At 60.4% G+C, this 25960-nt stretch carries 24 protein-coding genes and 2 pseudogenes; 14 read left to right on the forward strand and 12 right to left on the reverse strand.

What is annotated here, in order from left to right:
- Positions 1-6: 6 nt before the first annotated feature.
- The 3 genes from istB (at position 7) to ACPW74_RS18055 (ending at position 3864) form a co-directional block, all read left to right on the forward strand.
- Complete coding sequence (istB, locus tag ACPW74_RS18045; protein ID WP_000194037.1) at positions 7-762, forward strand: IS21-like element ISAs29 family helper ATPase IstB; 756 nt, start codon at positions 7-9, stop codon at positions 760-762.
- 427 nt (positions 763-1189) lie between these two features.
- The gene (locus tag ACPW74_RS18050) at positions 1190-2869 is read left to right on the forward strand and encodes a Mu transposase C-terminal domain-containing protein (protein ID WP_000179844.1); all 1680 of its coding nucleotides are present in this window, start codon (positions 1190-1192) and stop codon (positions 2867-2869) included.
- A 2-nt stretch (positions 2870-2871) separates the two neighbouring features.
- Positions 2872-3864, forward strand: a complete 993-nt coding sequence (locus ACPW74_RS18055) for a TniB family NTP-binding protein (RefSeq protein WP_001381192.1) — start codon at positions 2872-2874, stop codon at positions 3862-3864.
- On the opposite strand, the gene ACPW74_RS18060 is transcribed toward ACPW74_RS18055, so the two are convergent.
- From ACPW74_RS18060 to dfrA17, 4 genes are all read right to left on the reverse strand, one after another.
- Entirely contained in the window at positions 3833-4333 is a 501-nt protein-coding gene (locus tag ACPW74_RS18060) for a GNAT family N-acetyltransferase (protein WP_000376623.1), read from the reverse strand. The genes ACPW74_RS18055 and ACPW74_RS18060 overlap by 32 nt on opposite strands.
- Before the next feature lie 127 nt (positions 4334-4460).
- On the reverse strand, positions 4461-5300 hold the full coding sequence (sul1, locus tag ACPW74_RS18065; protein WP_000259031.1) for a sulfonamide-resistant dihydropteroate synthase Sul1: 840 nt from the start codon (positions 5298-5300) through the stop codon (positions 4461-4463).
- The gene (locus ACPW74_RS18070; protein ID WP_000679427.1) at positions 5294-5641 is read right to left on the reverse strand and encodes a quaternary ammonium compound efflux SMR transporter QacE delta 1; all 348 of its coding nucleotides are present in this window, start codon (positions 5639-5641) and stop codon (positions 5294-5296) included. Before ACPW74_RS18070 ends, sul1 begins: the two co-directional genes overlap by 7 nt.
- Before the next feature lie 229 nt (positions 5642-5870).
- Positions 5871-6344: a trimethoprim-resistant dihydrofolate reductase DfrA17 gene (gene dfrA17 / locus ACPW74_RS18075; RefSeq protein ID WP_001389366.1), complete on the reverse strand. Its 474-nt coding sequence runs from the start codon at positions 6342-6344 to the stop codon at positions 5871-5873.
- Positions 6345-6501: 157 nt separating this feature from the next.
- Between dfrA17 and intI1 the strand changes: the two genes are divergently transcribed.
- From intI1 to ACPW74_RS18090, 3 genes are all read left to right on the forward strand, one after another.
- Positions 6502-7515: a class 1 integron integrase IntI1 gene (gene intI1, locus ACPW74_RS18080; protein WP_000845048.1), complete on the forward strand. Its 1014-nt coding sequence runs from the start codon at positions 6502-6504 to the stop codon at positions 7513-7515.
- 336 nt (positions 7516-7851) lie between these two features.
- A complete protein-coding gene (locus tag ACPW74_RS18085) occupies positions 7852-8412 on the forward strand; it encodes a recombinase family protein (RefSeq protein WP_001161490.1) in 561 nt (186 codons plus the stop codon).
- 3 nt (positions 8413-8415) lie between these two features.
- A complete protein-coding gene (locus tag ACPW74_RS18090) occupies positions 8416-11382 on the forward strand; it encodes a Tn3-like element TnAs1 family transposase (protein WP_001138014.1) in 2967 nt (988 codons plus the stop codon).
- 35 nt (positions 11383-11417) lie between these two features.
- On the opposite strand, the pseudogene ACPW74_RS18095 reads toward ACPW74_RS18090, so the two are convergent.
- Positions 11418-11621 (reverse strand): annotated as a pseudogene (locus tag ACPW74_RS18095) (IS1595 family transposase); the annotation flags it as partial.
- A gap of 424 nt (positions 11622-12045) precedes the next feature.
- Between ACPW74_RS18095 and ACPW74_RS18100 the strand changes: the two are divergent.
- Positions 12046-12816: a substrate-binding periplasmic protein gene (locus tag ACPW74_RS18100; RefSeq protein ID WP_041214049.1), complete on the forward strand. Its 771-nt coding sequence runs from the start codon at positions 12046-12048 to the stop codon at positions 12814-12816.
- Positions 12817-12862: 46 nt separating this feature from the next.
- On the opposite strand, the gene ACPW74_RS18105 is transcribed toward ACPW74_RS18100, so the two are convergent.
- Positions 12863-12985 carry a hypothetical protein gene (locus ACPW74_RS18105; protein ID WP_010675895.1) on the reverse strand — a complete coding sequence of 41 codons (123 nt, stop codon included), beginning with the start codon at positions 12983-12985 and terminating at the stop codon, positions 12863-12865.
- Between the two features lie 296 nt (positions 12986-13281).
- On the opposite strand from ACPW74_RS18105, the gene yjbD reads away from it, so the two are divergent.
- Complete coding sequence (gene yjbD / locus ACPW74_RS18110) at positions 13282-13566, forward strand: DUF3811 domain-containing protein (protein WP_042879473.1); 285 nt, start codon at positions 13282-13284, stop codon at positions 13564-13566.
- A 392-nt stretch (positions 13567-13958) separates the two neighbouring features.
- Positions 13959-14168 carry a transcription antiterminator/RNA stability regulator CspE gene (gene cspE / locus ACPW74_RS18115; RefSeq protein WP_010675897.1) on the forward strand — a complete coding sequence of 70 codons (210 nt, stop codon included), beginning with the start codon at positions 13959-13961 and terminating at the stop codon, positions 14166-14168.
- A gap of 177 nt (positions 14169-14345) precedes the next feature.
- On the opposite strand, the gene ACPW74_RS18120 is transcribed toward cspE, so the two are convergent.
- Positions 14346-15731 carry an ATP-binding protein gene (locus tag ACPW74_RS18120; RefSeq protein ID WP_010675898.1) on the reverse strand — a complete coding sequence of 462 codons (1386 nt, stop codon included), beginning with the start codon at positions 15729-15731 and terminating at the stop codon, positions 14346-14348.
- 7 nt (positions 15732-15738) lie between these two features.
- The gene (locus ACPW74_RS18125) at positions 15739-16461 is read right to left on the reverse strand and encodes a response regulator (protein ID WP_069651538.1); all 723 of its coding nucleotides are present in this window, start codon (positions 16459-16461) and stop codon (positions 15739-15741) included.
- 199 nt (positions 16462-16660) lie between these two features.
- On the opposite strand from ACPW74_RS18125, the gene ACPW74_RS18130 reads away from it, so the two are divergent.
- Positions 16661-17017, forward strand: a complete 357-nt coding sequence (locus ACPW74_RS18130; RefSeq protein WP_010675900.1) for a hypothetical protein — start codon at positions 16661-16663, stop codon at positions 17015-17017.
- Between the two features lie 329 nt (positions 17018-17346).
- Positions 17347-19341, forward strand: coding sequence for a methyl-accepting chemotaxis protein (locus ACPW74_RS18135; RefSeq protein WP_425858422.1), 1995 nt, complete (start codon positions 17347-17349; stop codon positions 19339-19341).
- Positions 19342-19403: 62 nt separating this feature from the next.
- Here the strand turns inward: ACPW74_RS18135 and ACPW74_RS18140 are convergent, their stop codons facing one another.
- Together ACPW74_RS18140 and ACPW74_RS18145 are read right to left on the reverse strand one after the other, a co-directional pair.
- A complete protein-coding gene (locus ACPW74_RS18140) occupies positions 19404-19817 on the reverse strand; it encodes a hypothetical protein (RefSeq protein ID WP_010675902.1) in 414 nt (137 codons plus the stop codon).
- Positions 19818-19947: 130 nt separating this feature from the next.
- On the reverse strand, positions 19948-20949 hold the full coding sequence (locus ACPW74_RS18145) for a sensor domain-containing diguanylate cyclase (protein WP_134997309.1): 1002 nt from the start codon (positions 20947-20949) through the stop codon (positions 19948-19950).
- A 386-nt stretch (positions 20950-21335) separates the two neighbouring features.
- Here ACPW74_RS18145 and glnK point away from each other — a divergent pair, with 386 nt between their 5' ends.
- From glnK to ACPW74_RS18160, 3 genes are all read left to right on the forward strand, one after another.
- On the forward strand, positions 21336-21674 hold the full coding sequence (gene glnK, locus ACPW74_RS18150) for a P-II family nitrogen regulator (protein ID WP_010675904.1): 339 nt from the start codon (positions 21336-21338) through the stop codon (positions 21672-21674).
- Positions 21675-21699: 25 nt separating this feature from the next.
- Positions 21700-22941, forward strand: coding sequence for an ammonium transporter (locus ACPW74_RS18155; protein WP_042864817.1), 1242 nt, complete (start codon positions 21700-21702; stop codon positions 22939-22941).
- Between the two features lie 644 nt (positions 22942-23585).
- Positions 23586-24626, forward strand: a complete 1041-nt coding sequence (locus ACPW74_RS18160; protein WP_042017433.1) for an IS481-like element ISAs19 family transposase — start codon at positions 23586-23588, stop codon at positions 24624-24626.
- Between the two features lie 65 nt (positions 24627-24691).
- Here the strand turns inward: ACPW74_RS18160 and ACPW74_RS18165 are convergent, their stop codons facing one another.
- Both ACPW74_RS18165 and ACPW74_RS18170 read right to left on the reverse strand, forming a co-directional pair.
- On the reverse strand, positions 24692-25018 hold the full coding sequence (locus tag ACPW74_RS18165; protein ID WP_425858423.1) for a hypothetical protein: 327 nt from the start codon (positions 25016-25018) through the stop codon (positions 24692-24694).
- A gap of 172 nt (positions 25019-25190) precedes the next feature.
- Positions 25191-25958, reverse strand: a pseudogene (locus ACPW74_RS18170) (IS5-like element IS5 family transposase); the annotation flags it as partial.
- Positions 25959-25960: the final 2 nt, after the last annotated feature.

A 25960-nucleotide genomic window follows, 5' to 3' on the forward strand; every position in this document is an offset into this window, starting at 1 on the left:
AAACCCATGACCCAACAAACGCTGACCCGCTTGAGACACCTGAAACTGACTGGCATGGCGGATGCCGTGCAACAACAACTGGAACAGGCAAGTACCTACGAAGGGCTGCCCTTCATCGAGCGGCTAAGCCTGCTGGTCGAACACGAACAACTGAGCCGGGAGCAGCGTAAACAAGCTCGGCTGGTCAAGCAGGCGAGGCTCAAACTCCAGGCCACGGTGCAAGAGGTGGACTACCAGTCTGCACGCAACCTGGAGCGGTCACAGGTGGCAAACCTGGCCCAAGGAGAGTGGCTGCGCCGGGGCCAGAACCTGCTCATTACCGGCCCCTGTGGCTGCGGAAAAACCTACCTAGCCTGTGCGCTGGGCTACCAAGCCTGTCAGCAGGGGCACAGCACTCGTTACTACCGGCTGCCGCGTCTGCTACTTGAGCTGAGCCAGGCCAAGGTAGATGGCAGTTACGCCAGACTGCTGGGTCAACTGGCAAGGATAGAGCTGCTGATCCTGGATGACTGGGGACTGGAAGCGGTGAATGCCGAGCAGCGCAACGCCCTGCTGGAGATCATGGATGATCGGTACGGGAAATACTCGACGGTCGTGGTCAGTCAGCTGCCAACGGAAGAGTGGTACGCGAGCTTGGGGGACAACACTCTGGCAGATGCGATCCTGGACCGGCTGATGCACAACGCTCACCGGCTGTCACTGAAGGGAGAATCGATGAGAAAGAGGAGAAGTGAGTTGACCCAATCTGAACACTCGAGTTAGAAACGGGGTGACGTGAGCGCGTTAAGGATCAGGGTGTTCACGTTGGCCGGAATGGCTGTTCAACTTCGCCGGAATACGCACCCGTCACTGGTAAATTCTGGCGCATAAGAACCTCAAGGGTTGGCTGTTTTATTTTATTGTTTTCGGCATTAAGCCCAATTTCTTGAGCGTTACGATAAAGCTAGCATGGAAACGATAGGTGCAAGCAAGTTAAGGGTTGCATCGCGCATGTCAATCTAGGCTATACCCTAATTTGATGTCAGGCAGGGCCGCGCCGCTTCGTCAGTGTCATTTTCAGAAGACGACTGCACCAGTTGATTGGGCGTAATGGCTGTTGTGCAGCCAGCTCCTGACAGTTCAATATCAGAAGTGATCTGCACCAATCTCGACTATGCTCAATACTCGTGTGCACCAAAGCGAGGTGAGCATGGCGACGGACACCCCACGGATTCCAGAACAAGGCGTGGCCACTCTGCCTGATGAGGCTTGGGAGCGTGCGCGCCGTCGTGCGGAGATCATCAGTCCGTTGGCGCAGTCGGAGACGGTCGGGCACGAAGCGGCCGATATGGCGGCTCAGGCGCTGGGCTTGTCTCGGCGCCAGGTATACGTTCTGATCCGGCGTGCCCGGCAAGGCAGCGGCCTCGTGACGGATCTGGTGCCCGGCCAGTCCGGTGGAGGTAAAGGTAAGGGGCGCTTGCCGGAACCGGTCGAGCGCGTCATCCACGAGCTACTGCAAAAGCGGTTCCTGACCAAGCAGAAGCGCAGCCTAGCGGCCTTTCACCGCGAAGTCACTCAGGTGTGCAAGGCTCAAAAACTGCGAGTGCCGGCGCGCAATACCGTGGCCTTACGGATCGCTAGCCTTGACCCGCGCAAGGTCATCCGCCGGCGGGAAGGCCAGGATGCCGCTCGTGACCTACAAGGTGTGGGCGGCGAGCCTCCTGCCGTGACCGCGCCGCTGGAGCAGGTGCAGATAGACCATACGGTCATCGACCTGATCGTGGTCGATGACCGCGACCGGCAACCTATTGGCCGCCCGTACCTGACCCTCGCCATCGACGTGTTCACCCGCTGCGTGCTCGGCATGGTCGTCACGCTGGAAGCGCCGTCTGCCGTTTCGGTTGGCCTGTGCCTCGTGCATGTCGCCTGCGACAAGCGCCCTTGGCTGGAAGGACTGAACGTGGAAATGGATTGGCAGATGAGCGGCAAGCCCTTGCTGCTCTACCTAGACAACGCGGCCGAGTTCAAGAGCGAGGCCCTGCGCCGGGGTTGCGAGCAGCATGGCATCCGGCTGGACTATCGCCCGCTGGGACAGCCGCACTATGGCGGCATCGTGGAACGGATCATCGGCACGGCGATGCAGATGATTCACGACGAACTGCCGGGAACGACCTTCTCCAACCCTGACCAGCGCGGCGACTACGATTCCGAAAACAAGGCCGCCCTGACGCTGCGCGAGCTAGAGCGCTGGCTCACATTGGCGGTCGGCACCTACCACGGTTCGGTGCACAACGGCCTGCTCCAACCGCCGGCCGCGCGCTGGGCCGAGGCCGTGGCGCGTGTCGGCGTACCGGCCGTCGTCACACGCGCTACTTCGTTCCTGGTCGATTTTCTGCCGATCCTCCGGCGCACGCTGACCCGCACCGGCTTTGTCATCGACCACATCCACTACTACGCCGATGCGCTCAAGCCGTGGATTGCGCGGCGTGAACGCTGGCCGTCCTTTCTGATCCGGCGCGATCCGCGCGACATCAGCCGTATCTGGGTCCTGGAACCGGAGGGACAGCATTACCTGGAAATTCCCTACCGTACCTTGTCGCATCCGGCTGTCACCCTCTGGGAACAACGGCAGGCGCTGGCGAAACTGCGGCAGCAAGGGCGCGAACAGGTGGATGAGTCGGCGCTGTTCCGCATGATCGGCCAGATGCGTGAGATTGTGACCAGCGCGCAGAAGGCCACACGCAAGGCGCGGCGTGACGCGGATCGCCGCCAGCACCTCAAGACATCAGCTCGGCCGGACAAGCCCGTTCCGCCGGATACGGATATTGCCGACCCGCAGGCAGACAACTTGCCACCCGCCAAACCGTTCGACCAGATTGAGGAGTGGTAGCCGTGGACGAATATCCCATCATCGACCTGTCCCACCTGCTGCCGGCGGCCCAGGGCTTGGCCCGTCTTCCGGCGGACGAGCGCATCCAGCGCCTTCGCGCCGACCGCTGGATCGGCTATCCGCGCGCAGTCGAGGCGCTGAACCGGCTGGAAGCCCTTTATGCGTGGCCAAACAAGCAACGCATGCCCAACCTGCTGCTGGTTGGCCCGACCAACAATGGCAAGTCGATGATCGTCGAGAAGTTCCGCCGCACCCACCCGGCCAGCTCCGACGCCGACCAGGAGCACATCCCGGTGTTGGTCGTGCAGATGCCGTCCGAGCCGTCCGTGATCCGCTTCTACGTCGCGCTGCTCGCCGCGATGGGCGCGCCGCTGCGCCCACGCCCACGGTTGCCGGAAATGGAGCAACTGGCTCTGGCACTGCTGCGCAAGGTCGGCGTGCGCATGCTGGTGATCGACGAGCTGCACAACGTGCTGGCCGGCAACAGCGTCAACCGCCGGGAATTCCTCAACCTGCTGCGCTTCCTCGGCAACGAACTGCGCATCCCGTTGGTTGGGGTAGGCACGCGCGACGCCTACCTAGCCATCCGCTCCGATGACCAGTTGGAAAATCGCTTCGAGCCGATGATGCTGCCGGTATGGGAGGCCAACGACGATTGCTGCTCACTGCTGGCCAGCTTCGCCGCTTCGCTCCCGCTGCGCCGGCCTTCCCCAATTGCCACGCTGGACATGGCTCGCTACCTGCTCACACGCAGCGAGGGCACCATAGGGGAACTGGCGCACTTGCTGATGGCGGCGGCCATCGTCGCCGTGGAGAGCGGCGAGGAAGCGATCAACCATCGCACACTCAGCATGGCCTGTCGACAACCTCTCGCGCAACCAAGACATCGCGGTCGGACTGCAAGTGATCTTGAAGCCACGGGCCCGTCCCACCCCGACATGGACCTCGATGCCCGAACGGACGTTAGATTTCGAGTTCTAGGCGTTCTGCGATGAAGGTTGGATCCCAGCCGGGATTGAAAGTGTCGACGTGGGTGAATCCGAGCCGCTCGTATAGGCCACGCAGGTTCGGGTGGCAGTCGAGCCGCAGCTTGGCGCACCCCTGCGTTCGCGCGGCATGGCGGCAAGCCTCGATCAGCGCGGAGCTGACACCCCGGCCCGCATGTGTCCGTCGCACCGCGAGCTTGTGCAGATATGCGGCCTCCCCCTTGAGGGCGTCGGGCCAGAACTCGGGATCCTCGGCCGACAAGGTGCAACAGCCGACGATGCCGTCGCTGCAACTCGCGACTAGGAGCTCGGATCTCAGGACGAAGGTCTCCGCGAATGTCCGGTCGATCCGCGCGACGTCCCAGGCGGGCGTTCCCTTGGCGGACATCCACGCCGCAGCGTCGTGCATCAGCCGCACAACCTCGTCGATATCACCCGAGCAGGCGACCCGAACGTTCGGAGGCTCCTCGCTGTCCATTCGCTCCCCTGGCGCGGTATGAACCGCCGCCTCATAGTGCAGTTTGATCCTGACGAGCCCAGCATGTCTGCGCCCACCTTCGCGGAACCTGACCAGGGTCCGCTAGCGGGCGGCCGGAAGGTGAATGCTAGGCATGATCTAACCCTCGGTCTCTGGCGTCGCGACTGCGAAATTTCGCGAGGGTTTCCGAGAAGGTGATTGCGCTTCGCAGATCTCCAGGCGCGTGGGTGCGGACGTAGTCAGCGCCATTGCCGATCGCGTGAAGTTCCGCCGCAAGGCTCGCTGGACCCAGATCCTTTACAGGAAGGCCAACGGTGGCGCCCAAGAAGGATTTCCGCGACACCGAGACCAATAGCGGAAGCCCCAACGCCGACTTCAGCTTTTGAAGGTTCGACAGCACGTGCAGCGATGTTTCCGGTGCGGGGCTCAAGAAAAATCCCATCCCCGGATCGAGGATGAGCCGGTCGGCAGCGACCCCGCTCCGTCGCAAGGCGGAAACCCGCGCCTCGAAGAACCGCACAATCTCGTCGAGCGCGTCTTCGGGTCGAAGGTGACCGGTGCGGGTGGCGATGCCATCCCGCTGCGCTGAGTGCATAACCACCAGCCTGCAGTCCGCCTCAGCAATATCGGGATAGAGCGCAGGGTCAGGAAATCCTTGGATATCGTTCAGGTAGCCCACGCCGCGCTTGAGCGCATAGCGCTGGGTTTCCGGTTGGAAGCTGTCGATTGAAACACGGTGCATCTGATCGGACAGGGCGTCTAAGAGCGGCGCAATACGTCTGATCTCATCGGCCGGCGATACAGGCCTCGCGTCCGGATGGCTGGCGGCCGGTCCGACATCCACGACGTCTGATCCGACTCGCAGCATTTCGATCGCCGCGGTGACAGCGCCGGCGGGGTCTAGCCGCCGGCTCTCATCGAAGAAGGAGTCCTCGGTGAGATTCAGAATGCCGAACACCGTCACCATGGCGTCGGCCTCCGCAGCGACTTCCACGATGGGGATCGGGCGAGCAAAAAGGCAGCAATTATGAGCCCCATACCTACAAAGCCCCACGCATCAAGCTTTTGCCCATGAAGCAACCAGGCAATGGCTGTAATTATGACGACGCCGAGTCCCGACCAGACTGCATAAGCAACACCGACAGGGATGGATTTCAGAACCAGAGAAAGAAAATAAAATGCGATGCCATAACCGATTATGACAACGGCGGAAGGGGCAAGCTTAGTAAAGCCCTCGCTAGATTTTAATGCGGATGTTGCGATTACTTCGCCAACTATTGCGATAACAAGAAAAAGCCAGCCTTTCATGATATATCTCCCAATTTGTGTAGGGCTTATTATGCACGCTTAAAAATAATAAAAGCAGACTTGACCTGATAGTTTGGCTGTGAGCAATTATGTGCTTAGTGCATCTAACGTTAAGTTCAGCGGCAGCTTTTAAGTTGCGGCTTTGTGGAATACTTTTGCGCAGCAAAACCACAAAGACGCGACTTAAAAGCTGTCCAAGGAGCGAAGCGACTGGTGCTGCAACGCATTGTTAGCCTTTTTTCCAAATCTGGTATGTATAATTTATATTAGACATAAAAAACTGTTCAAAAACCAAATTGAAATTCTCAGGCATTATAGGGAATTTGATATCACCTTCGACTTCAACGTGAACAGTAGACAAATGAATTATATCTGCTTTTTCAATAAGGCTATTATAGATTTGACCCCCGCCAGAGACATATACATGATCTGTAACTTTTGATAGCTCTTTCAAAGCATTTTCTATTGAAGGAAAAACTAGGACGTTTTCATTTGAGCTTGAAATTCCGTTCTTTGACACTACTGCATATTTGCGATTTGGAAGAACACCCATAGAGTCAAATGTTTTTCTTCCGACAAGGAGCCATTGATTATATGTGAGCGCTTTAAAGAGTAGTTGCTCACCTTTTACTGACCACGGGATATCAGGACCACTACCGATTACGCCATTTTCTGACACTGCAGAAATCAATGATATTTTCAATTTAACTCCCTTAATGGCTAACTTTGTTTTAGGGCGACTGCCCTGCTGCGTAACATCGTTGCTGCTCCATAACATCAAACATCGACCCACGGCGTAACGCGCTTGCTGCTTGGATGCCCGAGGCATAGACTGTACAAAAAAACAGTCATAACAAGCCATGAAAACCGCCACTGCGCCGTTACCACCGCTGCGTTCGGTCAAGGTTCTGGACCAGTTGCGTGAGCGCATACGCTACTTGCATTACAGTTTACGAACCGAACAGGCTTATGTCCACTGGGTTCGTGCCTTCATCCGTTTCCACGGTGTGCGTCACCCGGCAACCTTGGGCAGCAGCGAAGTCGAGGCATTTCTGTCCTGGCTGGCGAACGAGCGCAAGGTTTCGGTCTCCACGCATCGTCAGGCATTGGCGGCCTTGCTGTTCTTCTACGGCAAGGTGCTGTGCACGGATCTGCCCTGGCTTCAGGAGATCGGAAGACCTCGGCCGTCGCGGCGCTTGCCGGTGGTGCTGACCCCGGATGAAGTGGTTCGCATCCTCGGTTTTCTGGAAGGCGAGCATCGTTTGTTCGCCCAGCTTCTGTATGGAACGGGCATGCGGATCAGTGAGGGTTTGCAACTGCGGGTCAAGGATCTGGATTTCGATCACGGCACGATCATCGTGCGGGAGGGCAAGGGCTCCAAGGATCGGGCCTTGATGTTACCCGAGAGCTTGGCACCCAGCCTGCGCGAGCAGCTGTCGCGTGCACGGGCATGGTGGCTGAAGGACCAGGCCGAGGGCCGCAGCGGCGTTGCGCTTCCCGACGCCCTTGAGCGGAAGTATCCGCGCGCCGGGCATTCCTGGCCGTGGTTCTGGGTTTTTGCGCAGCACACGCATTCGACCGATCCACGGAGCGGTGTCGTGCGTCGCCATCACATGTATGACCAGACCTTTCAGCGCGCCTTCAAACGTGCCGTAGAACAAGCAGGCATCACGAAGCCCGCCACACCGCACACCCTCCGCCACTCGTTCGCGACGGCCTTGCTCCGCAGCGGTTACGACATTCGAACCGTGCAGGATCTGCTCGGCCATTCCGACGTCTCTACGACGATGATTTACACGCATGTGCTGAAAGTTGGCGGTGCCGGAGTGCGCTCACCGCTTGATGCGCTGCCGCCCCTCACTAGTGAGAGGTAGGGCAGCGCAAGTCAATCCTGGCGGATTCACTACCCCTGCGCGAAGGCCATCGGTGCCGCATCGAACGGCCGGTTGCGGAAAGTCCTCCCTGCGTCCGCTGATGGCCGGCAGCAGCCCGTCGTTGCCTGATGGATCCAACCCCTCCGCTGCTATAGTGCAGTCGGCTTCTGACGTTCAGTGCAGCCGTCTTCTGAAAACGACAGTCAGAATAGAGTCTGCTTTCCCATTTTTTGACACATGCCCGCGAAGGTTATAGATTTCAGCCTGACAGAAATGGGCTTTGAGGCACAACGGAACAGAAAGTGCACTTAAGCCGCCTTCAACCAAGGAGACATCGTGCAGGGGCACCGCATCGGCTACGTCCGGGTCAGCAGCTTTGACCAGAACCCGGAACGCCAGCTGGAACAAACCCAGGTGAGCAAGGTGTTCACCGACAAGGCATCGGGCAAGGACACCCAGCGCCCCCAGCTCGAAGCGCTGCTGAGCTTCGTCCGCGAAGGCGATACAGTGGTGGTGCACAGCATGGATCGGCTGGCCCGCAACCTCGATGACCTGCGTCGCTTGGTACAGAAGCTGACTCAGCGCGGCGTGCGCATCGAGTTCCTGAAGGAGGGCCTGGTGTTCACTGGCGAGGACTCGCCGATGGCCAACCTGATGCTGTCGGTGATGGGGGCCTTCGCTGAGTTCGAGCGCGCCCTGATCCGCGAGCGGCAGCGTGAGGGCATCGCCTTGGCCAAGCAGCGTGGCGCGTACCGGGGCCGCAAGAAAGCCCTGTCCGATGAGCAGGCTGCTACCCTGCGGCAGCGAGCGACGGCCGGCGAGCCCAAGGCGCAGCTTGCCCGCGAGTTCAACATCAGCCGGGAAACCCTCTACCAGTACCTCCGCACGGACGACTGACACATGCCGCGTCGCTTGATCCTCTCGGCCACGGAGCGGGACACCCTGCTTGCGCTGCCGGAAAGCCAGGATGACCTGATCCGCTACTACACCTTCAACGACTCCGACCTGTCGCTGATCCGCCAGCGACGCGGCGACGCCAACCGCCTCGGCTTCGCCGTGCAGCTCTGCCTGCTGCGCTACCCCGGTTACGCGCTGGGAACCGACAGCGAGCTGCCCGAGCCGGTCATCCTGTGGGTGGCGAAGCAAGTCCAGGCCGAGCCGGCGAGCTGGGCAAAGTACGGCGAGCGCGACGTGACCCGTCGCGAGCATGCCCAGGAACTGCGCACCTACCTGCAACTGGCCCCGTTCGGCCTGTCCGACTTCCGCGCCCTGGTGCGCGAGCTAACCGAGCTGGCCCAGCAGACCGACAAAGGCTTGCTGCTGGCCGGTCAGGCCCTGGAGAGCCTACGGCAGAAACGACGCATCCTGCCGGCGCTGAGCGTGATTGACCGGGCCTGCTCGGAAGCCATTGCGCGAGCCAATCGGCGGGTCTACCGCGCCCTGGTCGAACCACTCACGGACTCGCATCGGGCCAAGCTGGACGAGCTGTTGAAGCTCAAGGCCGGCAGCAGCATCACCTGGTTGACCTGGCTGCGCCAGGCACCGCTGAAACCCAACTCTCGGCACATGCTGGAACACATCGAGCGGCTGAAGACATTTCAGTTGGTGGACTTGCCCGAAGGCCTGGGCCGGCACATCCACCAGAACCGCCTGCTCAAGCTGGCCCGCGAGGGTGGGCAGATGACGCCCAAAGACCTCGGTAAGTTCGAGCCGCAGCGCCGCTACGCGACCCTGGCCGCCGTGGTGCTGGAGAGCACCGCGACCGTGATCGATGAGCTGGTCGATCTGCATGACCGCATCCTGGTCAAGCTGTTCAGCGGCGCGAAGCACAAGCATCAGCAGCAGTTCCAGAAGCAGGGCAAGGCGATCAACGACAAGGTGCGCCTGTACTCCAGGATCGGCCAGGCGCTGCTGGAAGCGAAGGAAAGCGGCAGCGACCCCTATGCCGCCATCGAGGCGGTGATTCCCTGGGACGAGTTCACCGAGAGCGTCAGCGAGGCCGAGCTGCTGGCCCGGCCGGAAGGCTTCGACCACCTGCACCTGGTCGGCGAGAACTTCGCCACCCTGCGCCGTTACACGCCGGCCTTGCTGGAGGTGCTGGAACTGCGCGCCGCGCCGGCCGCGCAAGGCGTGCTGGCAGCCGTGCAGACCCTGCGTGAGATGAACGCCGACAACCTGCGCAAGGTGCCGGCCGATGCACCCACGGCCTTCATCAAGCCGCGCTGGAAGCCGCTGGTGATCACCCCGGAAGGCCTCGACCGGAAATTCTACGAAATCTGCGCCCTGTCCGAGCTGAAGAACGCCCTGCGCTCCGGCGACATCTGGGTCAAGGGCTCGCGGCAGTTCCGCGACTTCGACGACTACCTGCTGCCGGCCGAGAAGTTCGCCGCACTCAAGCGCGAGCAGGCCCTGCCCCTGGCGATCAACCCGAACAGCGACCAGTACCTGGAAGAGCGTTTGCAGCTGCTGGACGAGCAGTTGGCCACCGTCACCCGCCTGGCCAAGGACAACGAGCTGCCCGATGCCATCCTCACCGAGTCAGGGCTGAAAATCACCCCGCTGGATGCGGCGGTGCCGGATCGGGCGCAGGCGCTGATCGACCAAACCAGCCAGTTACTGCCGCGCATCAAGATCACCGAACTGCTGATGGACGTGGACGACTGGACGGGCTTCAGCCGCCACTTCACCCACTTGAAGGACGGGGCCGAGGCCAAAGACAGGACGTTGCTGCTGTCCGCAATCCTCGGTGATGCGATCAACCTCGGGCTGACCAAGATGGCCGAGTCGAGCCCCGGCCTGACCTACGCCAAGCTGTCCTGGCTGCAAGCCTGGCACATCCGCGACGAAACCTATTCGGCGGCCTTGGCCGAGCTGGTCAACCACCAGTATCGCCACGCCTTTGCCGCCCACTGGGGCGACGGCACGACCTCATCCTCCGATGGCCAGCGCTTCCGCGCGGGTGGCCGGGGCGAGAGCACCGGGCACGTCAACCCGAAGTACGGTAGCGAGCCGGGACGGCTGTTCTATACCCATATCTCCGACCAGTACGCGCCGTTCAGCACCCGCGTGGTGAATGTCGGCGTCCGCGATTCCACCTATGTGCTCGACGGCCTGCTGTACCACGAGTCCGACCTGCGGATCGAGGAGCACTACACCGACACGGCCGGCTTCACCGATCACGTCTTTGCCCTGATGCACCTGCTAGGCTTCCGCTTCGCGCCGCGCATCCGCGACCTCGGCGAAACCAAGCTGTACGTGCCGCAGGGCGTGCAAGCCTACCCGACGTTGCGCCCGCTGATCGGCGGCACCCTGAACATCAAGCACGTGCGTGCCCACTGGGACGACATCCTGCGCCTGGCCAGCTCGATCAAGCAGGGCACCGTCACCGCCTCGCTGATGCTGCGCAAGCTCGGCAGCTACCCGCGCCAGAACGGACTGGCCGTGGCCCTGCGCGAGCTGGGCCGGATCGAGCGCACGCTGTTCATCCTGGACTGGCTGCAAAGTGTTGAACTGCGCCGCCGCGTGCATGCCGGCCTGAACAAAGGTGAGGCGCGCAACTCGCTGGCCAGGGCGGTGTTCTTCAACCGCCTTGGGGAAATCAGGGATCGGAGCTTCGAGCAGCAGCGCTACCGGGCCAGCGGCCTCAACCTGGTGACGGCGGCTATCGTGCTGTGGAACACGGTGTACCTGGAACGCGCCACCCAGGGGTTGGTCGAGGCCGGCAAGCCGGTGGACGGCGAGCTGCTGCAATTCCTGTCGCCGCTGGGCTGGGAGCACATCAACCTAACCGGCGATTACGTCTGGCGGCAGAGCCGCAGACTGGAAGACGGGAAGTTTCGGCCCTTACGGATGCCCGGAAAACCTTAGCGTACGATTTTTTCCGAATTCTGCGGGCTCCCCTAGCGGCGCAATCCCCGACTCCATCCCCAAGGCGCCAGCTGGGAGACATCGGCCTGACAATGAGGGCAACCGCTGCATGCCGGTAACTGGGTATTGAGCGAGGTAATGGCTTGTGGCGCCGTGAGCTGCTGCTGGGCAACACGACGCTGGCGCTGGGTAAGCTGTGGAAAGAGGGATAACAGGTGTTGAAAGGCAGGGGTATCCATGATGGTAGACCTCAAGGTGATGGCCTACTTCAAGATTAGCCTTTCAACACGTAATTGGGACAGCGTCAAAAGAAACCGTTCTGGCGAGACAACTATAAATGTGCTCATGTTGAGCCGTGGCCCAAAAGTGTAAAGTTTTCCTTTCCACACCGTGGGAAACCTAACAAAATAATTGACAATAATAATGAAAATGTCATTATCATGTTGAAATATATTGATTATATTTAGAATTGCCTCTTATCAGGTGACGCTAACCCTTCTGATCCCCTGCGGCAGGCCCTGATTCATCAGGGCCTTTTTTTACCTGTTTCTGACGCATTCACCTCCCCCGACGACCATGTTGCTGCCACTTTCCCGCGCTTTACGTCCTCTTCGTCCAGGCTTGTGGCTATCATCGAGACGATTTCTCCCTTCGGGAACCTGCATGAACCACTTGAGTCGTCTGCTGTGCCTCGCCCTGTTGATGTTCGGCGGCCACCTTGCCGCGGAGCCGCTGCGGGTGGGAGTCAGCTTTGCCATTCCTCCCTATGTCATCAGCCACGAAGACAGGGGCATCGAACTCGATCTCATGCGAGAGGCCTTCGCAGGCAGCCCCCATGAGCTGCAGGTCGTCTATCTTCCCCTGGAGCGCACCTTCAGGATGCTGGAGGAAGGCAAGCTGGACGCCATCATCAACGTCAAACCCGGCATGCTGGAAAGTGCCTACCTCTCACAGCCGGTGATCACCTTCCACAACCGGGTCTTCACCCTGGCGCCGACGGCAGTCCACACCATGAAGGATTTGCAGACCCTGCGAGTCAGTGCTTTCCAGCGTGCACGACAGATCCTGGGAACGACCTTCTCCGACATCGTCGACCAGAATCCCCGTTATGAAGAGGTGGCGAGGCAGGAGGGACAGGTACAGCGGCTCCTGCTCGGGCGCACCGATGCCGTGATCCTGGAACAGCGGGTGTTCTACTACTATCTGGCGCAGTTGCTCGGGGATGACCAGGAGGGCGACCGCTATCCCAAGGACAAGGTCAGACAGCACGACCTCTTCCCCCCGACTCACTACCACTTCGCCTTTCGCGAGGCGGGCCACCGGCAATGGTTCGACAGACAGCTCGCCAAGATGAAGGCGGACGGGCGCTATGAGCGGATCTTTGCAGCCTATGGCACCACCTCTACTGCCGGAGACAAAAAAGCCAGCCCATGATGGACTGGCTTGATACCGGCTCCGGGGAGCCGCAGTGGATGGAGCGTTACTTCATCGCGCTGCCGTTTTTCAGCTCTGCTTTCTGACGTTTGGCTTCGCGTTTCTCTTTCAGTGACATCTGCGGTTTTTTCTTGGCATCTTTGCCGTGATGCTGTTCTTTGTTGCTCATCATCAGACTCCAAAAAGGTTACCTGGACAGTTGGAACGGGTGTTCCAGCATGTCAGCCGAATCGTGGATTTCAGTACGCCAACAGTGACGATCGGGGATCGCACTGGCCTCAGCATACTCCCAATCTTCCGCCGGGATCCAGCCTCCCGGGAACGCCTGTCAGCCAGGCGTTCCCGTCGCGTGCTCCCCTCGGAAATGACGACCGAGCGACACTTTTGGCATCCGGGGACGGATGGTCAGCCTGTCTCCGATGGATGTGTGTTAGGGTGGGCATTCAACGATCGCAGGAGCGCGTCATGAAGAAGCTGGAAATGAAGGATCTGACCGAGGCCGAGAAAGCCGAGATTGCCCTGCTGGTGCAAAAGGCCCAGGCCAATGCCGATCACACCCTGACCAACGGGGAGCGCAACAAGATCCGTGAGGCAGGACGCCAGAAGATCGCCGCCGATCGCGCCCAGGCCGCCAAGGCGGCATCCGCACTGGCGCGGGAGAAAGCCAAGGAGCGAGCCAGTGCCCAAGTACTGCCCGACACCTTCAACTGGTCCGATTCCGTCAGCAACAAATACCGTGGCAGACGGTAACGGCAGCATGAATGCTCGCAGATGACGCTGCTGCAAAAAAGGGGGCTGGCAGAGCGTCATGTCATCTCCCTGAAAAGGGCAGCAGGAGGCGCCTGGCAGCTGATGCACACCCGGATAAAACGCCTATCCAGCCATCACTGACTTAAACGAATACCAAGATAAAGATTGCCATGACAGGGTGTGCGTGTTCTAATCGTTTTCGATGGTTCGGTAGTTCAGACCTGATTATGTTAGGCAGTCATCTTAAAGCAGTGATTTGTGCAGGCAGTTATCCCCGATAATTCTTGCCAGATAATTCTCCTTCTTTAGTGCTCCCCATACGTATTTCTGACGAAAAATCATGGATTGCCGCTCCGGTGGCGTTTCACTAATCACTACTCAAGGAAATTATCATGTCCAAAATGACTGGTACCGTAAAATTCTTCAACGCCGAGAAAGGCTTCGGTTTCATCTCCCCGGCTGACGGCAGCAAAGACGTGTTCGTTCACTTCTCCGCCATCCAGTCCAACGGTTTCAAAACCCTGGAAGAAGGTCAGCGCGTTGAGTTCACCATCGAGCAAGGCCAGAAAGGCCCGGCTGCTGCGAACGTCGTTCCGCAGTAATTCAAGCCGGAGCACCTTCCCCTCTTTGGGCAAGGGCCTCAGCAAGAATTGAAAAAACCCGCTTCGGCGGGTTTTTTGTTGCCCGTTTCCGGGTGACCGGCGTGTTGCCCTGCTTCCCTCTCGCCACGGCCAGCAAAAAGGGCACCCTGGTGGTGCCCCATTTCCTGGTCAGGTTCCTTACAGGGGCAGGCTGATCCGCGCCTCCAGCCCCCCCTCCTGGCGATTGTGAAGGCTGAGCTCACCGCCGTGCTGGTGCACCAGGGTGCGGGCGATGGCGAGCCCCAGTCCCACGCTGCCAGACTCGGTGTTGCGGGCTTCATCCAGGCGCACGAAGGGCTTGAACACCTCCTCCAGCTGGCTCTCCGCAATCCCCGGCCCCTGATCGCGAACCAGGATCAGCAACTCGCCGTCACCGCGCACCAGCGAGACCTCGGCCCCCCCTGCGTACTTGATGGCGTTGCCGATGAGGTTTTGCAGCACCCGGCGCAGGGTGTTGGCGCGGCAGGCGTAAACCTGCTTGCCCTCGGCCAGGCAGGTGACGGGCTGGCCCATGTCGGCATAGTCGTCACACAGGCTCTCCAGCAGGCTGACCAGATCCAGCTCCCGGGTCGCCTCCTGCTGCCCCTCCTCCCGGGCAAAGCTCAGGGTCGCCGCCAGCATCTGCTCCATCTGCTGCAGGGTCTGCTGGAAGCGCTCCTTGTCTTCCCCGTCCGCCAAAAACTCGCTGCGCAGCCGCAGGCTGGTGATGGGGGTGCGCAGGTCGTGGGAGATGGCGGCCAGCATCCGGGTTCTGTCCTGCACGAAGCGATCGAGCCGGGTGTGCATCCGGTTGAAGGCCTGGATGGACTCGCGGATCTCGGTGGGCCCCTCCTCCCGCAGGGGTTCGATGTCCTCACCACGCCCCAGCCTGTCGGCGTTGGCGGCCAGTTGCTTGAGGGGACGGGTTGCCCGGCGGAACAGCCAGATCATCAGGCCGATCACCAGGCTCGCCACCAGCAGCAGGTTGAGGGTGGTCTGCCAGGACCAGCTCGCCGTCTCCTTGTCCACCAGGGAGCTGAACTGGAGCCAGCCGCCGTTGGGCAGTTCGATGGAGCCGTAGAGCCGCATGTCCTGGGGCGGCGGCATGCCGTTGCGATCCTTCATCATGCGGTTGTGGTGCTGCCAGGCCCGGCTGCGCTGGATGTCCTGCTTCAGCTCGGCGCTGATCTCCACCGCCAGGGAGGATGGATAGCCGAGCTTGGCCCGCACCAGCTTCTCGAAGCGGGGGCTGCGGTTGTCCGGCTGCAACGGCTCGTCGGCCAGACGCAGCAGCAGGGTCTCGCTGCGGCTTGCCTTGAGGATCTCGTGATAGAGGGAAGGAGGAGAGAGGGAGAGCAGGCGCACCACGGAGATGATCCGCTGCATGGCGTTGCGGCTGTTGACGTAACCGAGGGCCTCCTCCCTGTCCGAACGGTAGATCTGGATACTGAGCAGCTGGATCAGCACCAGCCCCGCCAGGGCCACCAGCACTATCTGGCCGGTCAACCCCTTGGGCAGCAGCCTGGCGAAGACGCGCTTGATCATGTCGGCCTCACTCCTGGGTCACGTCGGCGGCGAACAGGTAACCGCCACCCCAGATGGTCTTGATGAGCTCGGGATTCTTGGGATCCCGCTCCAGCTTGCGCCGCAGTCGGCTCACCAGGGTATCGATGGCGCGATCGAAGGCCACCGCCTCCCGGCCACGGGCCAGATCCAGCAACTGATCCCGGCTCAGCACCCGCTGGGGCCGCTCCAGAAACACCTTGAGCAGATCGAACTCGGCGGTGGAGAGGCTCATCCCCACCCCCTCCTCGTCCACCAGCTCACGGCGATTGACGTCGAGCAGCCAGCGATCGAAGCGCAGATCCCGGGTCAAGGTCTCCGGCACGGGCAGGCTCTCCACCTGGGTGCGGCGCATCACCGCCTTGATGCGGGCCAGCAGCTCCCGCGGGTTGAACGGCTTGGAGAGGTAGTCGTCCGCCCCCATCTCCAGGCCGATGATGCGGTCCGTCTCCTCCCCCATGGCGGTCAGCATGATGATCGGCAGACGGGATTTGACCCTGAGCTCGCGGCACAGGGTGAGGCCATCCTCCCCCGGCATCATCAGATCCAGCACCAGCAGGTCGAACTCCCGCTCATCCAGCAGCCGCTTCATCTCCTTGCCATCGCGGGCGCAACTGACGCGCATGCCATGCTGCTCCAGAAAGCGCTTGAGCAGATCGCGGATCTCGCTGTGGTCATCGACCACCAGAATATGAGGGCTGCCTTGGTTCATCATCATTTCTCCGTTATCGGGCTGGGGCGATTATACGAAAATCAACCGGGCGGGTTGTGTCAAAGTGTGCCAGCACGCCCCTGTGCCACACTCTGCTACAAAATAGGCTTCTACTGGCAAATTTCAGACACTTCCACGGTGTTTACTGGATACCAAGGCGAAAGAGCCTCTACCCGTACACATCCGACAGGAGTTACCCATGAAAAAGCTGACCAAGACCCTGCTGACCGCCACCCTGATCCTCGGCCTGCCGCTGGGCGCCTATGCCGCCAGCGAGGCGGTCTCCACCGCGCAACCGACCCAGGCCACGGCGACCGGTTGCCCCATGGACGGTACCGGCATGATGGGCGGCAAGCATCATGGCGGCCGCCACGACAAGATGGCCCGCATGAAGAACATGACCCCGGAACAGATCCAGGCCCATCTGCAACAGCGCTACGACAAGATTGAAGATCCGGCCAAGAAGGCGGAGTTCGTGAAGAACCTTGGTCTGCGTGCCGACGGCATGATCAAGCACGCCGAGGTGATGAAGCAGTTCGCAGAAGCAAACCAGTAAATCGAAGTAATGAAGCCGTTTGCCGAAGCAGACCAGTAAGTCGAGATGATCAATCAGTTCGCAGAAGCAAAGCAGTAAGTCGACGTAATGAAGCGGTTTGCCGAAGCAGACCCGTGATCCGACGGGGCACTGCCCCGACACCGGCGAAAACGACAGGGTGGCGAAAGCCACCCTTTTTTGTCTTAACCCCCCAGTTTTTTCACCTTTTCCTGCCTGCCCGCGTCATGTTATGTGAGCGATAACAAACGTTTCACTTTCGAAATAAATCATAATGGTCCCTCACACAACAGACGCGGGCACGATCCCGGGCACAGTGGACAGGAGTCGTTATGGGATGGAATCTGGGCACAATCAAGGGGCGCTATACCGCCGTTTTTCTGGGCTTCATGGCGCTGGTGTGCGCCCTGACGGTGATCGGCATCCAGATCTGGATCACCCCCGCCCTGCAAAAAGCGGGGGAGGAGAACGTGGCGCTGCGAGTCGGCGAGATAGCGACCGATATCCGTGACCAGCTCAACGGGGTGCAGACCCAGTCGCGCAGCATCACCCAACTGGTGGCACAACTGCCGAGCGAGCAGATAGATGCCCAGCTCCCGGCCCTCATCGACCAGTACGGCAACGGCATGGTCTTCGGTGGCGGCATCTGGCCCCTGCCGGACAAGCGGGAGGCGGGGCGCGCCAAGTTCAGCACCTTCTTCCACAGGGATGCGTCCAACGCCCTCATTCCCAATACCTACTGGAACTCGGCAGAGGCGCCCAACTATTTCGATCAGCCCTGGCACAAGGCTGGCCAGCACGCGCCCCGTGGCGTCTGTGCCTGGGCCGCCGCCTACAAGGATGGCGCGAGCCAGCAGCCGAGAACCAACTGCGCCATGGGGATCTACCAGGATGGCGCCCTCTACGGGGTGTCGACCATAGACGTCACCCTGGGCTTCTTCAACGACCTGGTGGCCAAGAAAGAGCAGGAGATCGGCGGTCAGGTGATGATCATCGAGGCTGACGGCAAGATCCTGAGCCGCAACGCCCGTCTGACCGGGGATGTGGTGCTCGGCAACCTCTCCGCCCACGCCGACTATCCCTTCGCCCTCGCCATCAGCGGCCTGCTGGGCCAGGATGCGAGCAAGGGGCAGCTGCGCACCACCTTCCAGGATCAGGGTGAGGAACAGACCCTGCTGATGGAGGCCATCGAAGGGACCCCCTGGCTGCTGGCCGCCGCCCTGCCGACCCGCACCCTGACCCAGGACAGCCGGGATGTGCTCGCCACCCTGGCGAGCATCCAGCTCCCCCTGGCGGGGCTGCTGTTCGTGCTCATGGTGCTGGCCATCAGCCAGCTTGGCAGCCGCCTGCAGACCCTCAAGCTCAACATCGACGCCCTCAGCGCCGGCGACGCCGACCTGACCGCCCGCATCCAGGTCAAAGGGCATGACGAGCTGGACAACATCGCCCTGTCGGTCAACCGCTTCATCGCCTTCCTGCAACAGATGATGGTGCAGGTGACCGCCGCCACCGACCTCATCACCCGCGAGCTGGCCCAGCTCGATCAGCAGACCGGGCAGGCCAAGCGGATCCTGGGAGAACACGCCAGCGAAACCGATCAGGTCGTCACCGCCCTCAACGAACTCAGCTCCACCGCCGACAGCGTTGCCCGCCACGCCAACGACTCCGCCAGCTTCACCGAGGCCGCCAACGGTCAGGCGGCCAGCTCCCGCAAGGTGGTGGGGTCAGCCTCCGCCAGCGTGGTGGCCCTCATCGACGAGGTGGATCTCGCCGCCGCCAAGGTGCTGGAGATGCAGGAAGATGCCCAGCAGATCGGCAGCGTGCTCGGGGTGATCGGCGGCATCGCCGCCCAGACCAACCTGCTGGCGCTCAACGCCGCCATCGAGGCGGCCCGGGCCGGTGAACAGGGCCGGGGCTTCGCGGTAGTGGCCGACGAGGTGCGTGCCCTCGCGGCACGCACCCAGAACAGCACCGCCGAAGTGGGCAGCATGTTGTCACGGCTCACCCAGGGGGTCGCCGAGGCCGTGGTCGCCATGGAGCAGACCAAGCGCAGTTGCCAGGCGGCGGCCGACACCACGGGGCAGGTCACCGGCGGGCTCGACACCATGGCCGACGCCGTGGTGCAGATCCACGATCTCAGCAGCCAGATCGCCACCGCTGCCGAGGAGCAGAGCCGGGTGACCGAGGAGATCAACCGCAACATGGTGAGCATTCGCGACATGCTGAACCTCCTGGTGGAGAACGGCGGCAACACGGAGCAGAGCGCCGCCACCCTGCTGGGGTCCAACCGCCAGTTGCTGGCCCTGGTGCACCGCTTCAAGGTGTGAGCCTGAATACCAGGCAGCAAAAAGGGGCCCGCGGGCCCCTTTTTCATTCACCTTGCCAGGACTCAGGCCTTGTTGGCCAGGTTCAGGGTCTTCACGGTCTCGCCTTCGAACTTGATGACCACGTTCTTCTGGGCCACTTCGGAGTCTTTCAGCAAGGACTTGGTGGTCTCGGCCAGCAGCGGGGAGGCCTTGTTCAGTGCATCCAGGTCATAGGTCCACACTTCCAGACCGGCGTCGGTCTTGGTGCTGGCCGGGGCGCCCAGCTTGTCCTTGATAGCCTGCTTGTTGGAGCCGCCTTCCTTGATGTCCAGGGCCTTCTTGATCGCTTCGTTGGAAGCGGTGTCCATGGCGTTGCCAGCCATCTCTTTGGCGGTGCTGGTGACGCTGCTGGTCACGGTGTCGGTCAGGGAATCCATCAGGCCGGCGTGGGCAACCAGAGGCAGGGCGGTCAGGGCAATCAGCAAGGACTTTTTCATGAAGATACATCTCGCAAGAATGAAAAGAGCGCGCATGAAACCAGCGGGATGAATTGGAGTCAAGAAAATCCCTTGGTCAAGCCGTATTCGGGGGGGAAAAGCCCCGTAGCGGCTCCGACCAGTGCCCTTGTCAGCCGCTGAGCTGGTCCTTGCCCGCCAGCTTGGCCCGGTAGAGCGCCCTGTCGACCCGTGCCATCAGGTGGGACACCTGCTCGTCGGGGTCGGACTCCACCAGCCCGAAACTCAAGGTCACGGGCTCGATCCCCTTGACCCTGGCATGGCTCAGGCGCTGCCTCAGTTTCTCGGCCACCATCCGGGCGTCGGGCAACCGGGTATTGGGAAGCACCAGCATGAACTCGTCACCCCCCCAGCGGGCCAGCAGATCGATCTCGCGGATGCAGCCCCGGGTCAGCTGCACGATATCGATCAGGGTCTGGTCCCCCACCCCGTGGCCATGGCGATCGTTGATCTGCTTGAAGTCGTCCACGTCCATGGCGATCACGGCAAAGGGCTCCTTGAAGCGCTTGGCGCGCTCATGCTCCAGCCGCACCGCCTGCTCCAGCCGATAGCGGCTGGCCGCGCCGGTCAGGGAGTCCGTCTCCGCCAGGCGGCGGTTTTCCTCCACCTGGAACTGCAATGCCTGGTTGAGCCGCTCCAGTTCGGCGGTACGCTGCGCCACCTGCTGCTCCAGGGTGCGGTTTTGCAGCTCCAGCCGGGCGTAGAGTTCCCGCTGGGCGTGGATGTTGCGGTGTGCCCCCACCATCCTGGCGACACTGCCGTCCGGGTTGCGTGCGACGATGCGGCCGCAATCCGCCACCCAGAGGTAGTCACCGTTACGGCAACGGCAGCGGTATTCGGCCCGGTAGTCCGCCGCCCGCCCGCTCAGGCAGGCATCGAAGCTCTCCATGACCTGCGCCAGATCGTCCGGGTGGATCAGGTTCTCCCAGGTGAAGACGGTGTTGTCGAGGGAGTGGGGCTCATACCCCAGCATCTGATACCAGCCGGGATAGCGATGGACATAGCCGGTGTTGGCATTCCAGTCCCAGAGACCGTCGCTCACGACCTCCAGCATGCCGCTCATCACGGCCTCGTCGAGGGCCGGTAGCCTTGTCATCTCATTGTCATGCAGCATGAAAACCTTCCTTGTTCTGCTACTCGGCGCCACGGATCCGCTTGTTGACCTGGCGGGAAAACCGGGCCTGCCGGTCGAGCCTTCAAGGGGGCGACTGGCCTCGACACCCCGTCATGACGGGTTATCGGCCAAGTAGCCCTCTTGTTGAACAACAGTAGCAGCCCGCACACTTTCGAGTTTTGCGCGCCGTCACGCTCCCTTCCGTTCTTCTGCTGGCCAGATTGCACCACGGCGGTGCACACCTTTGGCGCAGCCCTGCCCATATTGGGCAAGCCTCGCTGACCAGGGCTGCGATTAATAAGTAAGTGCATGAATAAAAAGAAAAATACTTTTCTGGCGCAATATTTGCCTTTATCTGGGTGAACCACAAGGATTGGGGATATTGCATGAAATTAATCACCGCCATCATCAAGCCGTTCAAACTCGACGACGTGCGCGAAGCCATCGCCAACCTCGGCGTCGAGGGGCTGACGGTTTCCGAGGTCAAGGGGTTTGGCCGCCAGAAGGGGCACACCGAGCTGTACCGGGGTGCCGAATACCAGGTGGATTTCCTGCCCAAGGTAAAGCTGGAGATCGCCACCCTGGCCGACAACGTCGAGCAGATCATCGAAGCCATCAGCAAGGCCGCCCACACCGGCAAGATAGGTGACGGCAAGATCTTCGTTTATGACCTGCAGGCCGCCGTGCGCATCCGCACCGGCGAGACCGACGCAGACGCCCTTTGATACGACTGGAACTGAGGAATACGACATGGAAGAGTTGATCACATCCGTCAGCGAGCTGCGCTATGCACTCGACACCTTCTACCTGCTGATCTCCGGCGTGCTGGTCATGTGGATGGCCGCCGGGTTCGCCATGCTCGAAGCCGGCCTGGTCCGCGCCAAGAACACCACCGAGATCCTGACCAAGAACATCCTGCTCTATGCCATCGCCTGCATCATGTTCCTGCTGGTCGGCTACAACATCATGTACGTGGACAACAGCGCCGGCGGCTGGCTGCCGAGCTTTGGCAGCCTGATGGGCAGCCAGGCGGACGACGCGGGCCACTCCCTGCACTCCGACTTCTTCTTCCAGGTGGTGTTCGTCGCCACCGCCACCTCCATCATCTCAGGTGCGGTGGCAGAGCGGATGAAGCTCTGGTCCTTCCTGCTGTTCTGCGTGGTGATGACCGGCTTCATCTACCCCGTGGAAGGCTACTGGAGCTGGGGCGGCGGCTTCCTGAAGGAGGCGGGCTTCTCCGACTTCGCAGGCTCCGGCATCGTCCACATGGCGGGCGCTGCCGCTGCCCTGGCCGCCGTGCTGCTGCTCGGCCCCCGTCGCGGCAAATATGGCAAGCAAGGGGAGATCTACCCCATCCCCGGCTCCAACCTGCCGCTCGCGACCCTGGGCACCCTGATCCTCTGGATGGGCTGGTTCGGCTTCAACGGTGGCTCCCAACTGGCGCTCTCCAGCGCCGCTGATGCCACCGCCATCGGCACCGTGTTCGTCAACACCAACGCCGCCGCGGCCGCCGGTGTGGTCGGCGCCCTGCTGGTCAGCAAGCTCACCTGGGGCAAGGCGGATCTCACCATGATCCTCAACGGCGCCCTCGGCGGTCTGGTCGCCATCACCGCCGACCCGGCCTCCCCCAGCCCGCTGTTCGCCAGCCTGATCGGCGCCCTGGCCGGTGCCCTGGTGGTCTACGCCATCGTCGCCTTCGATCGCCTGAAGATCGATGATCCGGTCGGTGCCATCTCGGTACACGGCGTCTGCGGCCTGTTCGGCCTGATGGTGGTGCCCTTCTCCAACACGAGCGCCACCTTCGGTGCCCAGTTGCTGGGTGCTGCCACCATCTTCGGCTGGGTCTTTGTCGTCTCCCTCGTGGTCTGGAGCCTGCTCAAGGCCACCATGGGCCTGCGGGTCAGCGAAGAGGAAGAGATGATGGGTGTGGATGTCCACGAGTGCGGCATCGATGCCTACCCCGAGTTCGTCAGCGTCAAATCCAGCATCTAAGCACGCCATCTGCTTGCGGGGCCCGGGGGACACCTCGGGCCCCGTTTTTTTGGGCGCCCTCAGCGCCCCTGAAGGCAGGAGGACGGTTCGAGTGATGCAACTCTGCCAAGTAGCCGGTGAACCACCTGCTTTGCCCCTCCCCTTTTCAAGGGGAGGGGCGGGGTTTACCGTGGCGGCTTACGGATGGGGCCATAACCCCCTCCCCGCCTCCCCCTTGGCAGGGGGAGGAGCAATCAAGCGGCCCCTGTCTGGACAGGTCAAATAATCGAGGTGGCAGCCACGTAGGTTCGATTAGCGAAGCGTAATCGGACAGCGGTAACAGCATTGCTCCCTTCTCCCGTTTATTAAAAAAGGAGGAGAAGGGCTGGGGATAAGGGGCAGGAAAAAGAGAGTTCGCGGTAAACGTTGGGCTTCGCTACGCTCAGCCACAACCTACCCAATCGGTAGGTTGGTGCTAAGCCTGCGAAGCCCAACATACGAGATCAGCCACAACCTACACGATCGGTAGGTTGGTGCTGAGGCTGCAAAGCCCAAAATGTATGGAGATGGTATTCACCTGACAGTTGCCCACAAAAGGGAGTGGTCATACGGCTTCAAACCGGATAACAAAACGGTACCCCTACCGTGTTATCCGGAGTCACCGTATGACCACCAACGAGAAAGTAGCACGTCGCAAACTCAGCCTGCTAGAGCTCGCCAAAGAGCTCAATAACGTCAGCAAAGCCTGCAAGCTCATCGGCTACAGCCGTCAGCAGTTCTACGAAATTCGCCGTAACTATCAGACCTATGGCGCCGAGGGCTTGCTCGACAAACTACCCGGCTGTAAAGGGGCGCATCCCAACCGGGTCGCTCCCGAGATTGAACAGGCTATCCTCGATTACTCTCTCACCAGACCAACCCATGGCCCGCTGCGGGTCGCGCAAGAACTGGCTCTGCAAGGCATCAACGTCAGTGCGGGCGGTGTGCGTGGCGTGTGGCAACGTCACGACTTGCTCTCCAAGCATGACCGCTTGTTGCGCCTCGAGAAAACCCACAGGGAACAGACGATTGAGCTCAATGACGAGCAGATCCGCCTGCTCGAGCGCTTCAGCCCCGAGTTTCGCGAACGCCAAATTGAGGTTCACTACACCGGGGAACTGGTGGCGGTCGACACCTTCTTCGTCGGCGCACTCAAGGGGGTGGGCAAGGTGTATCTGCAAACCGTACTGGACTGCTACAGCCGCCACGCCTGGGGACGGCTCTACACCAGCAAGCTGCCGGTGACCTCGGTCCATGTGCTCAACGAAACGGTCCTGCCGTTCTTCGAGGCTCACGAGGCGCGGGTCTATACCATCCTGTCAGATAACGGGCGCGAGTTCTGCGGGCGCCCTGACCATCACCCCTACGAGCTGTTCCTGCAACTGGAGGGGATTGAGCACCGGACCACCAAGGTACGCAGGCCGCAGAGCAACGGCTTTATCGAGCGGCTACATCGCACCCTGCTGGATGAACACTTCCGTATCAAGGGGAGGACAACCTGGTATGAGTCGGTAGAGCAGATGCAGACAGACCTGGACAGCTATCTGGATCACTACAACACCCAGCGGCCACATCAAGGCAGGATGATGGAAGGACAGACTCCCTACAGCATGTTCAAAAAGGGTCTGAAATTGATACCGAAGGAAGTGCGCACTAAAGTAGCGTAAACAAGACACCGGTTTGAGGCCGGTGTCAGGTGATAACTAGATCTGTACAGCCCAAAATACGAGTTCTATTGATGTAGTTCATCAAATAAGCGCATTAAAATCTGGCTATTAATTTCAGAACTTCGCCCACCTTGCGCTTTATTGAATGAATTCCTTTCTAACTCACTTAATTTGAAGTAGTTCCTAGTAAATTGTCCTTTCTCACTTCCATTTCTTATGAAATATTTAACCACTATACTATCACCTATTTGAATCGCTATTTTCTCTAAATGAGCATGATATTTATCCAAATTGGGGTGAATTATTTTGTAGAATTTAGACCTAAATATTCTTTTAGGTAAGTTATTCAAGGGGACATTAAGAAAGCTAACATCTTCACCTTTTATATTCATATTGCATCTTTTGCAGGATACACTAAGGAAGGTGCGAATAAGCGGGGAAATTCTTCTCGGCTGACTCAGTCATTTCATTTCTTCATGTTTGAGCCGATTTTTTCTCCCGTAAATGCCTTGAATCAGCCTATTTAGACCGTTTCTTCGCCATTTAAGGCGTTATCCCCAGTTTTTAGTGAGATCTCTCCCACTGACGTATCATTTGGTCCGCCCGAAACAGGTTGGCCAGCGTGAATAACATCGCCAGTTGGTTATCGTTTTTCAGCAACCCCTTGTATCTGGCTTTCACGAAGCCGAACTGTCGCTTGATGATGCGAAATGGGTGCTCCACCTTGGCCCGGATGCTGGCTTTCATGTATTCGATGTTGATGGCCGTTTTGTTCTTGCGTGGATGCTGTTTCAAGGTTCTTACCTTGCCGGGGCGCTCGGCGATCAGCCAGTCCACATCCACCTCGGCCAGCTCCTCGCGCTGTGGCGCCCCTTGGTAGCCGGCATCGGCTGAGACAAATTGCTCCTCTCCATGCAGCAGATTACCCAGCTGATTGAGGTCATGCTCGTTGGCCGCGGTGGTGACTAGGCTGTGGGTCAGGCCACTCTTGGCATCGACACCAATGTGGGCCTTCATGCCAAAGTGCCACTGATTGCCTTTCTTGGTCTGATGCATCTGCGGATCGCGTTGCTGCTCTTTGTTCTTGGTCGAGCTGGGTGCCTCAATGATGGTGGCATCGACCAAGGTGCCTTGAGTCATCATGACGCCTGCTTCGGCCAGCCAGCGATTGATGGTCTTGAACAATTGGCGGGCCAGTTGATGCTGCTCCAGCAGGTGGCGGAAATTCATGATGGTGGTGCGGTCCGGCAAGGCGCTATCCAGGGATAACCGGGCAAACAGACGCATGGAGGCGATTTCGTACAGAGCATCTTCCATCGCGCCATCGCTCAGGG

Source organism: Aeromonas sp. INTO2 (assembly GCF_049860605.1).
Classification (GTDB): Bacteria; Pseudomonadota; Gammaproteobacteria; order Enterobacterales; family Aeromonadaceae; genus Aeromonas; species Aeromonas caviae.